We start from the raw sequence: 12,276 nt of genomic DNA, 5'->3' as shown, positions 1-12,276 counted from the left end.
TTGGCCAGAAGGTCTGAGACCGTCTAGACGGCCGGCCCTCAAAGTGGCTTTTGGGCTGGAGCCAGAGCAGCGTGGCGATGTCGTATGTTTCACAGGTCGCTTGGTCGACGCACGCCAGCGGATGTGGCGGAATTGGTAGACGCGCTAGTTTCAGGTACTAGTGGCAGCAATGTCGTGGGAGTTCAAGTCTCCCCATCCGCACTATCTTGTTGGAGTCAATCTCCGACAACCGGCCATGATTGTTTTGAAGATCTCCAACTCATCGGAGGTGGTGGCTTCCAAGGTCGGAAAGTTTCTGGAATTTCTCACGCCCGACAACATCGACCAGTCGGCTGTTGAAGATCAGGTGATCAAAAAGTTGGTTGAGAATCTCGCAGCCGAAGGAATTAAAGGCGAGATCGCTGCTGTGAACGGCATGGATATTGAAGGCAAAGAGCTGAGCCTTCATGAAGGGTTGAAAGTGCGGAAACACGCCAGCTTTTGAGGTGAGCCCCTTGGCGGAACAGGCGGCTGATCTGATCTCCAGTCGTCGCAATCCGTTGATCCGGCGTCTGCGAATGCTGTCTTCGCCGTCTGGCCGACAGCAGGACGGTCATCTGTTGCTCGAAGGCACCCACCAACTCCAAGAACTGATGGCTCTGAAGGACCAGCTCCCAGAGCCAGTTCAGGTGTTCGCTACGACGGATTGGCTCGACGCCCATACGGCCTTTCTGCAGCGACTGTCGGGTTTTATTCGTGTGCAACCGATGTCGGACGTTGCCCTGAAGGCGGCCTTGTCCACGGTGAATCCGGACGGTGTGGCCTGTCTTCTCCCTCTCGAGCGGTTGCCAACGCCTGGGTCAACACCATCGTTTGTGTTGGCGCTTGATCGTGTTCAGGACCCCGGCAATCTGGGCACTTTGCTGCGCACTGCCCTTGGGGCTGATGTGGAGCAGGTGTGGCTGGCGGCGGGTGCTGACCCGCTTGCTCCGAAAGTGCTGCGTTCAGCGGTCGGCGCTGTGCTGCGTGTGCCCTTCCGACGCTTCGGGCCCACCCACGATGTCGGCGTGGAACAACTCGCCTTGCAACTCCGTCAGGCCCGAAAGCGAGGCCTTCAGGTAGTGGGCACCCTGGTGCCCGATGCTGCAGCCGGTTGTTCTGTCATCCCTTATTGGGAGCTGGATTGGTGCCAACCCACGGTGTTGGTGCTCGGCAATGAAGGATCAGGCCTGCATCCATTGCTCCAAGCCTGTTGCAGCCATGGTGTGACCCTGCCCCATAGCCCTCGGTTGGAGTCGTTGAATGTGGCAGCTGCAGCGGTTCCTCTCCTTCTGGAACGTCGACGGGCGACAATGACCGCTTCCACGCAACACTCCGGGTGAGCGACGCCAGTTTCGACTTCGATGTGATCGTGATCGGTGCCGGCTACGGCGGTTTCGATGCGGCCAAACACGCCGCTGAACATGGTCTGAAAGTTGCGATCATCGAATCCCGAGACATGGGCGGGACCTGCGTCAATCGCGGCTGTGTTCCCTCCAAAGCGTTGCTGGCGGCGTCCGGCCGGGTTCGTGAGCTTGCCGATGCTGAGCATCTGTCCGGTTTCGGTATTCATGCAGCGCCGGTCCGGTTTGAGCGCCAGAAGATCGCGGACCATGCCAATGATCTGGTGGCCACGATCCGCAGCAACCTCACCAAGACCCTCGAACGGGCCGGTGTCACCATCATTCGCGGCAAGGGACGGCTGGCGGGCCCTCAACAGGTGGGTGTCCGTGAGGTCAGTGGAGTGGATCGGGTGCTCACAGCCCGTGATGTGATTCTGGCAACGGGATCTGATCCCTTTGTGCCCCCTGGGATTGAAACCGACGGTCGCAGTGTGTTCACCAGTGATGAGGCGGTGAATCTTGAGTGGCTGCCGCGCTGGATCGCCATCATTGGCAGCGGTTATATCGGTCTGGAATTCGCGGATGTGTACACCGCGTTGGGTTGCGAGGTGACCATGATCGAGGCCCTGGATCGGGTAATGCCCACCTTCGATCCAGACATTGCCAAGCTGGCGGCTCGCAAGCTGATCGATGGGCGGGATATCGATGCCCGTTCCGGCGTGTTGGCCAAGTCGATCAAGCCTGGCGCTCCTGTCCAGATCGAGTTGGTCGACATGGAGACCCGCAACCCTGTGGAAACCTTGGAGGTGGATGCGGTACTGGTGGCGACGGGCCGTGTTCCCAGCAGCAAGGATCTCAACCTTGAGGCATTTGGCGTTGAAACCAACCGGGGTTTCGTGCCCATTGACGACCGGATGCGTGTGCTGGCCAACGATCAGCCCGTGGACCATCTTTGGGCGGTCGGTGATGTCACTGGCAAGTTGATGCTGGCCCACACCGCTGCTGCTCAGGGCACCGTTGCCATCGACAACATCCTTGGCCACAACCGGGAGATCGACTACCGCAGCATCCCTGCGGCGACCTTCACCCACCCCGAGATCAGCTCGGTCGGTCTGAGTGAAGCGGATGCCAAGCAGGAAGCGGCCGATCAGGGCTTCGAGTTGGGTGTTGTCCGCAGCTACTTCAAGGCCAACTCCAAGGCTCTGGCCGAGCTGGAGAGCGAAGGGTTGATGAAGCTGCTGTTCAACAAGGTCACTGGTGAGGTGCTGGGAGCGCACATCTATGGGCTGCATGCCGCTGATCTGATCCAGGAGGTGTCCAACGCTGTGGCCCGCCGTCAGAGCGTGCGTCAGCTGGCTACGGAGGTTCACACCCATCCCACCCTCAGCGAAGTCGTTGAAGTGGCCTACAAGCAGGCTGCAGCTGCGCTTCTCGCCGCTGCCTGAGTTCAATTCGCGTTGCTACCAGCCATGGAGATTCGTCGTCGCCCACCCAACCCCAAGGTTCAGGTGGCTCATCTCGAATACGCGATCCCGCATGAGGACAGCGAACCGCGCAACATCCTCGAAAAGATCGTCTGGGAAAAAGACCGGGAAATCGAGACAGCCCGTCAGCGCATGCCGCTGGCGCAGCTGAAGGCCCGGGTCGCAAAGCTGCCTGCACCGCGGGATTTTCTTGGGGCCTTACGTGCGGCGCCGGTGATGCCGGCGGTGATTGCCGAGGTGAAAAAGGCCAGTCCCAGCAAAGGGGTCATCCGCGAGGATTTTGACCCAGTGGCGATTGCGCGTGCCTATGCCGCTGGTGGTGCCAGCTGCCTTTCCGTGCTCACCGACAAGACCTTTTTCCAGGGTGGGTTTGATGTGCTGATTGCTGTGCGTGAGGCCGTCGATCTGCCCCTGCTCTGCAAAGACTTCATCCTGAGCCCTCATCAGCTGTATCAGGCCCGCGCCGCCGGCGCCGATGCTGCACTGCTGATTGCGGCGATCCTCTCGGATCAGGATCTGGCTTACCTGCGCAAAGTGGCCAAGACGCTCGGTCTCACGGTGCTGGTGGAAGTGCACGACGAGCAGGAGCTGGAGCGGGTGCTGACCATCGGAGAATTCCCCCTGATTGGTATCAACAATCGGGATCTCACCAGTTTTGAGACGGATCTGGCCACCACCGAGCGGTTGATGGAGCGTTTTGGTGAGCGACTGCGTCAGCAAGGTGCCCTGCTGGTCAGCGAGTCAGGTCTGTTTGCGCGACCTGATCTGGATCGGGTGCAGCAAGCCGGGTCCGGAGCGGTGCTGGTGGGGGAGGCGCTGATGCGTCAGCCGGATGTTGAGGCGGGTTTGCGCCAGTTGGTTCAGGGTTAATGGAGTTGATTGGTGCTTAAAAAGCGCTGAATCATTCCCCAGGACCCCAGGGTCACCTTCATCCCGACGAGGATGTTGAGGATGGGGAGCAACCCTCCACTAAGCACAGCTCCGTAATCGCCGGTCGGCAGATTGATGCCCTCCAGAAGGAGCAAGCTGAGCACGATGAACAGCAGCACAGCGCTCTCTTCAAGCACTTCGGCCCGCATGGATCGATAAGCCCGCATCGCCTCTGCGGAGCCACCGAAGAGAAGCACCAGCGCCAGAGCTGTTCCGCCGGCCACCCCTGCTGCAAATCCACCACCCGGACTCAGGTGTCCTCGCACAGCCAGTTCAACGGCGATCAACGTATTGAGAACGGTGGCGATGCGAAACAACATCACCACTGCTTCATCATCGGCGGGTTTCAGTTGTTCACTGGCGACTTCGTCGTGAAGCAGCTGGTGAACACCCATTGAGGCCAGCGTGAACACGATCACTTCCCCCACCGTGTCGTAAAGCCTCAGATCGAGAACAATCGGTGTCACCACGTTGGGCACACCGAATTGATCCACCAGCGCTGTTGCTGACAGTGGACCGGGGACCACCTGGTTCATCCCTTCGACCAGCCCGCATCCGGCGTTGACCAGCGTGATCACGAAGCCCATCAGCGCCAGCAAGGGCAAGAAAAAGCGCGTCATTGGCTTGTCAGAGAAGGATCCAAAACAAGATTCATGGCCTTCGCCGTGGCGGGGTCTTGGGTCATGAGTGCGTCAAGCAGGGATCGGTGTCGCATCCGAACGCTGGGGTGCTCGTTTGCGTCGCCAATCCAGGTGGCATGCAAATCTCCCTTGTCCTTGGCAGGTGCTGTGTCGACCAGCTCGAGTTGCAGCCCCACCGTTGTGAGCAAGCGTTTGAGTTGTTCCTTCTGCTCCAGCGGCATCGGCGCCTGTGGATCCTGCAGAAGTCGGAATGTGGTGGTGTGTTTGATCGCCACCGAATACAGGAGGGTGGACAACAAGGTGCCAACGAGAGCTTCGGTGAGTGCCACATCGACGGCGCCGTAGGTGGCGAACAACAGGGAAGCAAAGCCCCCGAGAGCGCTACGCAGCACCAAGGCTTTCCAGGGGTCATCACAGCGCACCAGTGCCAGACCAATCAGGGGGATGCCCAGCAAAGGGGGCAGGACATAGGTCGGAGTCATCGGATCGCCTCCTCATGCAGAACGCCGGTTTGCGGATCCGTGGCTTGGTCTGCCGCCAGTCGGCTGAGCACAATGCTGAAGGTGGAGTTCCAGAGCACCAGGCTGATCAGGCTGAGCAGCAGCAACGGCCATTCGCGACTTCTGAGCAGCAGCAGTCCGCTCACGATCGACAGCGATCCGATCGTGTCGGCGACCGTGAGCGCGTGCAGTCGAAAAAAGATCGATCGCCGCAGCAGCAGCGGCAGCGTTCCCCAGAACCACAGCAGGATGCCAAGGCCAATCAGGCCCCATGCCAAGCTCGGCAAGACAGGGGTTGAGAGCAGGGCGTTCATGGTGCGTCTCCTGCCCAACGCGCTAAGAGCACAAGGCCAGCATCGCCACTGATCAAGGTCACCACAGCGACTAGGCCCAGCATCCAGTCGTCGCGCAGTACGGACAGCACAAGAAGAATCACTGGCAGTCGCACCGACAGACTTCCCAAGCAGGCGATCCGCGACATGCGGCAACCCGTCTGGATCAGGGCCAGCGTGGCCAGCAGTGCTGCCACTTCCATGAGGTCGAGGGCGAGCTCTGCGGCGGTCATGGCAGTTGCTCCAGATGGGTTCGCACGGACTCGCGGGTGGTTTTCAGAACGAGTGTTGTGGGCGTGAAGCAGACCATCACAAGCCAGCTAAATCTCAGCAGTGGATCGCGCCCGGCCCATGGAGGCCATGGGTCGTCCTGAACCTCGGGCCGGCTCTGCAAACCTTGGAATGGGAGTAAGAGACCTTCTTTGAGGCCTTGAACCGTTGTTGTCGGAATCATCCGGAGCATGGCGATCAGGTTGCTGCGATTGGTTTTGCGCTGGTTCAACGGCGGCATCAGCAGGGCAACGCCCAGGCCAATCAACACATTGAGAACGCTCAGGCTGGAACTGAGCAGCAGCCAGGCCGCCAGGATTGCGGCGATCTGAAGGGGGCTGGCGGATCGTTTCATGGCAGGGCGGCTCCCATTGAAAAGGTGTTGCTGATCACCGTTGCCAGCAGCAAGGTGAGTCCTGTGGCCACCACGATGGCTCTGAAACGTTCCAGGTCCGGAGGCCTCCAGCCGCGCAGTGATGGACGCACCATGCGTTCACCGATCACTGCCAGACCAAGCACCAGGGCAGTTTTCAGCAACGGTGTTCCACTCAATCCGAGGGGTTGATTCAGCACGGCAGTGAGGACGTACAAGGTTCCGCACAGCACCCAGATGCCGGTGACTGGGATGGCAGGGATGTCACGGGATCGGGTTTCCGCGAGTGCTGGTTGGCTTGACCAGCGATCCGGCAGCAGTTTCACCAGAACCAAAGCTGTGATCAGTCCGAGCCAGCCCACCACAGCGGCCACCGGTGGCGGCAATGCTTGGACCAGGGCCTCTTTGGCGCCGTAGCCAAGACTGATCGGCAGGCCGATCAGGGATAGGCCTGCCAGCAGCATCGGCCAACCGATTCGGCCTGGGATGTTCTGTTGTTGCAGGGATCGAATCGAGCGCGTCGGCAGTCCCCCGACCCCAAGAAACAGCGCGGCTTTCCCGAGACCATGGGCCAGGGCATACAGGCCGGCCGCCGTAGGAACCAGAAGCGCGAAACCCATCTGCGACACCGTGCTCCAGGCCAGCAGGCGTTTGATGTCGTCTTGCACCAAGGCCCCGACCCCGCCAATCACCACGCTCAACAGGCCAAAAATCAGCATCAGTTGCGCCGCCTGCGCGTTGATGAGGCCTAATTGGCTGAGGGGGGCGATGCCAGCGGTCACCACACTTCCAGAGAGCAGCGCTGACATATCGGCTGAAATGGCCGCATGGGTTTTTGGCAGCCAAAACCCCGGCAGGAAGGCTTCGGATTTGATCAGTAAACCCACCACCATCAAGACGATGGCGACACCAGGAGCGCCCGCGGCAGCGTTGATGGCAAAGGATCCCGAGGTGGCGTAGACGATCAGAACTCCCAAGAGGAAGAGTTGCATCGCCAGATCGCCAAGCAGCAGATAGCGAAACGCGACCCAGAGGCTGGCTCGATGCTTGAGATCCACCATCAGCAGGAAACTGACGATCGAGATCAGCTCAATTGCCACATAGATGCTGACCAGATCGGCTGCCAGATAAATCGAGTTGAGGGCCCCATGCAGCACCAGCAGCAACACCACGCGCAGGTGACGGCTGTGTTGCTGGGTTTCCTGCAAAGCGATCGCCAACAGCACCAGCGCATTCAGCAGCACAAAGGGCAGTTGCGGTGTGTCGAGCTGCAGGGTGACGGCCGGATTCACGCTGATGGTGAGTGGCAGCAGGGATGCCTGAGGCCCCAGATAACAAGCGGCGACCAACAGGCTTAGGCCTGGCATCGCGAACAACAACCCACGCCCGAGCTTGGGTAGCAGTGCGGCCAGAAAGGCCGCGATGGCTGGAAGCAACAGCCATCCCAGGATCAGGCTGGCTGCTGTCATGGCCCTGTGACTTCACGATCAAAGTCATCAACGCGCAGCAGTGGATGCTCTCGTGCCATGTGGCGGAGCAGCACCAGCGCCAGGGCTTCCACCGAGAACCCGATCACGATCGCCGTGAGAATCACCCCCTGGGGGAAGGGATCGGCGATGAAGGGTGAGACCTCGTTTTGAAGGCTGATAATCGGCGGCACCAGCCCGGTGCGTGAGGCCACCACGATGAACAGGGTGATCACCCCGGTTGCAGCCACATCGATCGAAAACAGTTTGGACAGCAGGCTCTGGCGCATCGCAAAGCCCCCCAGGCCAATCAGGCAGGTGATCAGTGCCGCTCCGATTGGAGCGACGGGTGACAGTTCCATTACCGTCTCCACTACGAGGCGATCGTATGGCAGCGCTTGATCAGGTCACGATCGCCGTGGCTACGCCGATCAGGCTTTCCACGGGCACAGGGCCGAAGTGCCGGCTGTCGGTGCTGGCCTGTGAATTATCACCGCGCAAGTCCAGCTGCTGATCGGTGCATCCAGACAGGCGTTTGGTGATGATGAGATCAGGCTTGGTGGGATGCCTGCAGACCACGATCGATCCGGTCTGGGGCAGCGCTTGACCCAGTCGATGCGGCTTCACCAGCAGTCGCTGCCCTGGGTTCAGCGCTGGCAACATCGAGGGTCCCTGCACTTCGAACAGGCGTCGTCGTCCCAAAAAAAACAGCAGCAGATCCTTAGGACCTGCTGCTGGGAGAGATGGGGCCAGCTTGAACGGTGTGGTCAGGATGCCGTCACCCAGGCGTCGTTGCGCCCTTTGGACTGCCAAAACATGCCGTGGACTTTCTCAACGGCAGTCATCAATTCCTCAGCTTTGGCCTGATCGATGTTCACCTTGCAGGCACTGCAGAGTTTGGCTGCTTTCCAGAAGGTGTCGTGGAGATCAGGGAAGGTGGCGAGGTGATCAGGCTTGAAGTAGTCGGTCCAGAGGATCATCAGCTCCTTCTTGGCCTTGGCGGCTTCCTCTTCCTTGATCGCGACATAACGCGAAAAGGTGTTGTTGTAGGTCGCCAATGCAGCAGCATCACCAGCTGCAGGAGCCTCCATGCCCTTGAGTTTCTTGGTCATGGAGAGAACGGCTTCCGCTGCAACGCGAGCGGAGGCCGGGTCATAGACGCCGCAAGGGCCGTCGCAGTGGGCCTGCACTGCCTCTGCAGGCAGGGCTTGGAAGAAGGCTGAAAGTGCCGTGCGGAACATTCGGGTGGGTCATCAACTGCCGTTGCTACAGCCTAACTGGCGCTCAAGACTTGATGTCTAGGAGCTCGACGTCAAAGATCAAGGTGGCGTTGGGAGGAATCACACCACCAGCACCGCGTGCGCCGTAACCGAGGTCTGGGGGAATCACCAGCTTGCGCTTGCCTCCCACTTTCATGCCCTGGACACCTTCGTCCCAGCCTTTGATCACGCGGCCTGCCCCCAGGGGAAAGCTGAAGGGCTTGCCACGGTCGTAGCTGGCATCGAATTGGGTGCCGTCTTCGAGGGTGCCGCGGTAGTGCACCACCACGGTTTGACCGGCGGTGGCTTCAGCGCCGTCGCCAACTTCGATGTCAGTGATGCGCAGGCCGCTGGCGGTGAGTTGCGACTTTTCAGCACTCATGGGGCCGCCGAGCGCGGAGGCGTCAGCCTGGTTGGAGTCAGGAGCCATGGCGAAAAGGGTGGGATTGGTCTCTTCAGGATCCAGCTCCATCGGGCTGGAGTTGGCGGTCAGATCGGCGGTCTGAACCGCTGCTGATTGCGCGGCGGGTGCAGGCACAGCGGCCACCACGGTGGAGGGAGCCACGATCTGGCTCACCAGGGCCACCAGCAAACAGGCAATGCAGACGGCGGAACTGATCAGGATGTCGCGCACTGAAGGTCGGTTCGTTCAGCGCAATTCTGGCAGGTTCATTCCTGACGCTCCCGTTGTCGCAGTTGCTGCTCCAGCCTGTCAATTCGGCCACGCAGTTCGTCGAGTTCCTTTTGGCTGGCCAGCCCGAGATCCTGAAGAAGATTGTCGCGGTTGCGCTCCAGGTTGCGCCCCATCTGCTGCTCCAACTCAGGGGTTTCGCCGCGCAGTGCCTTTAAGACGTCATCCACGAGGGCGGAGGCATGGGTGGCATCCAGGCGTCCGCTGCGCACCCACTCCTGGGTGACATCGCGCAAGCGATCAGCCACCAGCGTGGTGGTTCCCAGGCCGCGGAGCAGCAGCTGTTGCAAGGGATTGGCGGTCTCCATCGCGCATCGCGGTTCAGTCTCAGTTCAGGATGACGGGATCCAATGGGGCTGACCATGGGCAATGACCGATCCCTGCTGCTGCAGGGGCTTGCCGGGGGTGTGCTGGCGGGCCTCGGTCTCTGCTGGTCTGGGCCCTGGTGGATGCTGCCTGCTTTGGCACTGCTGTGGTCATCGGCGCGTTCTCCGTGGGCGGCAGCGCTCTGGGGTGCAGTGGCCATCGCCATCAGCCACAGCTGGCTGCTGGCGCTCCACCCCCTCACTTGGCTGGGGGTGCCGGGTCTGCTCAGCCTCCCTTTGGCGATAGCGGTGTGGCTGATCTGCGCGCTGGCTGCTGCTGTGCTGACCGGGGCCTGGAGTGTTGTCGGCCGTTGCTTGCCATCCCCAGGCACCCTCCCGCATGCCCTGGTGCTAGCGCTGATCTGGGGGCTGATGGAAACGCTGCTGGCCCGAGCACCGCTCTTCTGGATTGGTGTGGGCGGCAGCGTGTTGCCTGGAGATCCCTGGCTGGCTGGACTCTCCCGCTGGATGGGTGCCGGCGGCCTGGCAACGGTGCAATTGATCCTGGGATGGGGGCTCTGGAAGCTCTGGCTGTGGTCCAGGTCGCACGCCGGCTTGTCGTGGCGCTGGTGGAGCCTGGTGGCGCTGGCTCTGACGGTGGTGCACGCCATCGGGGCGTTGGCTTTCTACGCCGGAGCTGCTGGGCAGCCCTCGGGTGATGTCATCTCCTTGGCCCTTTGGCAGCCGGCGATTCCCACGCGGGAGAAATTTAGTGATCGTCGCCAGGCCGAGCTTCCTGGGCGTTTGCGCGCGGTCGAGGCTCGCGCGCAGCGTGATGGGGCGGAGCTGTTGCTGGCGCCGGAAGGGATGCTGCCCCTGGATCGGCGTCGGTTCGAGGGCAACGCGCTGCCCGTGATGAGTGGAGGCTTTCGTTGGGTGGCCGGTCAGCAACGCAGCGCACTCCTCCTGCTCGACCCCCAGAGTTCGGGTCCGCCCAAGGCGATTGACAAGCACCGGTTGGTCCCTTTGGGGGAATGGGTTCCCGCATGGCCTGGGCTCAGTGGTCTCTCGGCTGTGGGTGGGCTGGAAGCTGGGCCCGCTTCGCGGTTGTGGCCATGGGGCGGTCCTCCTGCAGCGGTGGCCATCTGCTACGAGATCAGCAATGGCACAGCCCTAGCCCGTGCCGTGGCGGATGGGGGGCAGTGGATTCTGGCTGCGGCCAATCTGGATCCCTATCCACAGCTCCTACAGCGTCAGTTTCTGGCCCTGGCTGGTTTGCGCAGTCTGGAAACCGCACGACCGGTGGCCTCCGTTGCCAACACAGGGCCCACGGCCATGATCACGACGCACGGCCAGGTCACCGACTCCCTGGCCTCGATGCGTCCTGGTCAGCTTCAGGCTGTGTTGCAACCCACCGACGGCGTCACGTTGTACGTGCGCTGGCGGGAATGGCCGCTCTGGTGGGCGCTTCTGGCTGCTGTGCTGGCGCTGTTTAAAACGAGCTCTGGATTAGGCCTCCCCCCAGCACTGCTTCGCCGTCGTAAAACACCGCCGCCTGACCAGGCGTGATCGAGAACTGCGCATCCGTAAAGGTGAGGCGGCAGCGATGGGGACGGCCTCCAGCGCGATCGGTATCGGAGGGCTCGATGCTGGTGAGTTGTGCCATCACAGGGGCGCTGCGGTAGCGCACCTGCACCTGCACTTCAAGACTTTGGCCTGGCTCTGGGGGTGCCATGGAGATCCAGTTGACGGCACCCACCTCACAGCCGTTGCGACCGGCTTCGGAGCGGGGCGCCACGATCACCCGATTCATGGCTGCATCCAGACGGATGACATGCAGCGGCTCGCTCCAGGCCACGCCGAGTCCTTTGCGCTGACCGATGGTGAAGTGTTCGATCCCATCGTGTTCACCGACGACGGTGCCGTCCTGAAGCACAATCTCCCCCTGGCGTGGCGGGAGGTAGGCATCCAGGAAGGCCCGCATCGAGCCATGGTGATCGGCGAGGCAAAGGTCCTGGCTTTCAGGTTTTTCAGCAGTGCGGAGACCATGGCGGCCCGCTTCGAGGCGGGTGTCGGGCTTGGTGAGTTCCCCGAGGGGAAACACGACGCGGGAGAGCACGTCCTGGTTGAGGTCATAGAGGAAGTAGCTCTGGTCTTTGCGGCTGTCGAGGCCACGCAGCAGCTTCCAACGCCCACTCGTGGCATCCAGCCGGATCCGGGCGTAGTGGCCGGTGGCTACGCGCTCCAGCCCCCGTTCCTGGCGTGCCCAATCGAGCATGGGGCCAAACTTCACCGCCCGATTGCAACGGGAGCAGGGCAGAGGGGTGATGCCGGCCTGGTAGCCCTCGATCAGGCCATCCACGATCTCGCGGACGAAGGTGTCGCGTGAATCGACGACGTGATGGGGAACCCCCAGCTGTTCACAAATGCCTGCGGCATCCACCAGCCCTTCCGCACAGCAGGCACCTTTGCCGCTCATCAACCAAAGCGTGACCCCTTCCACGTCCCAGCCGGCCTCCACGAGCAACGCGGCCGTCAGGGAGCTGTCCACACCGCCTGACAAGCCCACAGCCACCCGATGCTCACCCGGCCAGGCCTGCAGGCGTTCCAAGGCCTGTGCTCCGGCAGGTGTGGCAGCAATGCTGGATGACGCGGCCGTCATGG

Annotated in this window: 17 protein-coding genes and 1 tRNA gene; 6 read left to right on the top strand and 12 right to left on the bottom strand. The window is 61.5% G+C overall.

The features are described from left to right. Positions 1-117 precede the first annotated feature (117 nt). The 5 genes from SynA1560_RS10985 (at position 118) to trpC (ending at position 3,715) form a co-directional block, all read left to right on the top strand. Positions 118-201: transfer RNA gene (locus SynA1560_RS10985), tRNA-Leu, on the top strand. Between the two features lie 34 nt (positions 202-235). After that, positions 236-484 carry a hypothetical protein gene (locus tag SynA1560_RS10980; protein WP_186471177.1) on the top strand — a complete coding sequence of 83 codons (249 nt, stop codon included), beginning with the start codon at positions 236-238 and terminating at the stop codon, positions 482-484. 31 nt (positions 485-515) lie between these two features. After that, positions 516-1,361: a TrmH family RNA methyltransferase gene (locus SynA1560_RS10975; RefSeq protein ID WP_370523241.1), complete on the top strand. Its 846-nt coding sequence runs from the start codon at positions 516-518 to the stop codon at positions 1,359-1,361. After that, positions 1,358-2,806, top strand: a complete 1,449-nt coding sequence (gene lpdA / locus SynA1560_RS10970) for a dihydrolipoyl dehydrogenase (protein WP_186500513.1) — start codon at positions 1,358-1,360, stop codon at positions 2,804-2,806. Before SynA1560_RS10975 ends, lpdA begins: the two co-directional genes overlap by 4 nt. Positions 2,807-2,830: 24 nt before the next feature. Then, a complete protein-coding gene (gene trpC / locus SynA1560_RS10965) occupies positions 2,831-3,715 on the top strand; it encodes an indole-3-glycerol phosphate synthase TrpC (RefSeq protein WP_186469301.1) in 885 nt (294 codons plus the stop codon). Here trpC and SynA1560_RS10960 read toward each other — a convergent pair. Genes SynA1560_RS10960 through SynA1560_RS10910 form a run of 11 tightly spaced genes read right to left on the bottom strand, consistent with a single transcriptional unit; the run spans position 3,712 to position 9,615 of the window. Continuing rightward, a complete protein-coding gene (locus SynA1560_RS10960; protein WP_186469300.1) occupies positions 3,712-4,395 on the bottom strand; it encodes an MnhB domain-containing protein in 684 nt (227 codons plus the stop codon). The genes trpC and SynA1560_RS10960 overlap by 4 nt on opposite strands. Continuing rightward, positions 4,392-4,898 carry a hydrogenase subunit MbhD domain-containing protein gene (locus SynA1560_RS10955; protein ID WP_186469299.1) on the bottom strand — a complete coding sequence of 169 codons (507 nt, stop codon included), beginning with the start codon at positions 4,896-4,898 and terminating at the stop codon, positions 4,392-4,394. The genes SynA1560_RS10960 and SynA1560_RS10955 overlap by 4 nt, the downstream gene beginning before the upstream one ends. After that, positions 4,895-5,230, bottom strand: a complete 336-nt coding sequence (locus SynA1560_RS10950; protein ID WP_186469298.1) for a monovalent cation/H(+) antiporter subunit G — start codon at positions 5,228-5,230, stop codon at positions 4,895-4,897. The genes SynA1560_RS10955 and SynA1560_RS10950 overlap by 4 nt, the downstream gene beginning before the upstream one ends. Continuing rightward, positions 5,227-5,481, bottom strand: coding sequence for a hypothetical protein (locus SynA1560_RS10945; RefSeq protein ID WP_186469297.1), 255 nt, complete (start codon positions 5,479-5,481; stop codon positions 5,227-5,229). Before SynA1560_RS10945 ends, SynA1560_RS10950 begins: the two co-directional genes overlap by 4 nt. Then, positions 5,478-5,873, bottom strand: a complete 396-nt coding sequence (locus tag SynA1560_RS10940) for a hypothetical protein (RefSeq protein ID WP_186469296.1) — start codon at positions 5,871-5,873, stop codon at positions 5,478-5,480. Before SynA1560_RS10940 ends, SynA1560_RS10945 begins: the two co-directional genes overlap by 4 nt. After that, the gene (locus SynA1560_RS10935; protein ID WP_186500512.1) at positions 5,870-7,360 is read right to left on the bottom strand and encodes a proton-conducting transporter membrane subunit; all 1,491 of its coding nucleotides are present in this window, start codon (positions 7,358-7,360) and stop codon (positions 5,870-5,872) included. Before SynA1560_RS10935 ends, SynA1560_RS10940 begins: the two co-directional genes overlap by 4 nt. After that, on the bottom strand, positions 7,357-7,719 hold the full coding sequence (locus tag SynA1560_RS10930) for a cation:proton antiporter subunit C (RefSeq protein WP_186469294.1): 363 nt from the start codon (positions 7,717-7,719) through the stop codon (positions 7,357-7,359). Before SynA1560_RS10930 ends, SynA1560_RS10935 begins: the two co-directional genes overlap by 4 nt. Positions 7,720-7,759: 40 nt before the next feature. Next, positions 7,760-8,170, bottom strand: coding sequence for a nickel-type superoxide dismutase maturation protease (gene sodX / locus SynA1560_RS10925; protein ID WP_186500511.1), 411 nt, complete (start codon positions 8,168-8,170; stop codon positions 7,760-7,762). Further along, entirely contained in the window at positions 8,125-8,598 is a 474-nt protein-coding gene (sodN, locus tag SynA1560_RS10920; protein WP_186500510.1) for a superoxide dismutase, Ni, read from the bottom strand. The genes sodX and sodN overlap by 46 nt, the downstream gene beginning before the upstream one ends. 43 nt (positions 8,599-8,641) lie before the next feature. Continuing rightward, complete coding sequence (locus tag SynA1560_RS10915) at positions 8,642-9,250, bottom strand: FKBP-type peptidyl-prolyl cis-trans isomerase (protein ID WP_186500509.1); 609 nt, start codon at positions 9,248-9,250, stop codon at positions 8,642-8,644. A 35-nt stretch (positions 9,251-9,285) separates the two neighbouring features. After that, the gene (locus SynA1560_RS10910; protein ID WP_186469290.1) at positions 9,286-9,615 is read right to left on the bottom strand and encodes a phasin family protein; all 330 of its coding nucleotides are present in this window, start codon (positions 9,613-9,615) and stop codon (positions 9,286-9,288) included. A gap of 54 nt (positions 9,616-9,669) precedes the next feature. Between SynA1560_RS10910 and SynA1560_RS10905 the strand changes: the two genes are divergently transcribed. Further along, the gene (locus SynA1560_RS10905; RefSeq protein ID WP_186500508.1) at positions 9,670-11,181 is read left to right on the top strand and encodes an apolipoprotein N-acyltransferase; all 1,512 of its coding nucleotides are present in this window, start codon (positions 9,670-9,672) and stop codon (positions 11,179-11,181) included. Here the strand turns inward: SynA1560_RS10905 and mnmA are convergent. Then, complete coding sequence (mnmA, locus tag SynA1560_RS10900; RefSeq protein WP_186500507.1) at positions 11,105-12,274, bottom strand: tRNA 2-thiouridine(34) synthase MnmA; 1,170 nt, start codon at positions 12,272-12,274, stop codon at positions 11,105-11,107. The genes SynA1560_RS10905 and mnmA overlap by 77 nt on opposite strands. Between the last annotated feature and the right edge of the window lie 2 nt (positions 12,275-12,276).

This window comes from Synechococcus sp. A15-60 (assembly GCF_014280095.1).
Lineage (GTDB): Bacteria > Cyanobacteriota > Cyanobacteriia > PCC-6307 > Cyanobiaceae > Synechococcus_C.
Note: the sequence above shows the minus strand (reverse complement) of the source record. Positions and strands in the feature narration are given on the sequence as shown.

Coding starts and splice junctions, on each gene's coding strand:
- SynA1560_RS10955 (WP_186469299.1), bottom strand. CDS start 4,898: ATGACTCCGACCTATGTCCTGCCCCCTTTGCTGGGCATCCCCCTGATT.
- SynA1560_RS10905 (WP_186500508.1), top strand. CDS start 9,670: ATGGGCAATGACCGATCCCTGCTGCTGCAGGGGCTTGCCGGGGGTGTG.
- SynA1560_RS10960 (WP_186469300.1), bottom strand. CDS start 4,395: ATGACGCGCTTTTTCTTGCCCTTGCTGGCGCTGATGGGCTTCGTGATC.
- sodN (WP_186500510.1), bottom strand. CDS start 8,598: ATGTTCCGCACGGCACTTTCAGCCTTCTTCCAAGCCCTGCCTGCAGAG.
- mnmA (WP_186500507.1), bottom strand. CDS start 12,274: ATGACGGCCGCGTCATCCAGCATTGCTGCCACACCTGCCGGAGCACAG.
- SynA1560_RS10950 (WP_186469298.1), bottom strand. CDS start 5,230: ATGAACGCCCTGCTCTCAACCCCTGTCTTGCCGAGCTTGGCATGGGGC.
- SynA1560_RS10930 (WP_186469294.1), bottom strand. CDS start 7,719: ATGGAACTGTCACCCGTCGCTCCAATCGGAGCGGCACTGATCACCTGC.
- SynA1560_RS10945 (WP_186469297.1), bottom strand. CDS start 5,481: ATGACCGCCGCAGAGCTCGCCCTCGACCTCATGGAAGTGGCAGCACTG.
- SynA1560_RS10980 (WP_186471177.1), top strand. CDS start 236: ATGATTGTTTTGAAGATCTCCAACTCATCGGAGGTGGTGGCTTCCAAG.
- SynA1560_RS10940 (WP_186469296.1), bottom strand. CDS start 5,873: ATGAAACGATCCGCCAGCCCCCTTCAGATCGCCGCAATCCTGGCGGCC.
- trpC (WP_186469301.1), top strand. CDS start 2,831: ATGGAGATTCGTCGTCGCCCACCCAACCCCAAGGTTCAGGTGGCTCAT.
- SynA1560_RS10935 (WP_186500512.1), bottom strand. CDS start 7,360: ATGACAGCAGCCAGCCTGATCCTGGGATGGCTGTTGCTTCCAGCCATC.
- SynA1560_RS10910 (WP_186469290.1), bottom strand. CDS start 9,615: ATGGAGACCGCCAATCCCTTGCAACAGCTGCTGCTCCGCGGCCTGGGA.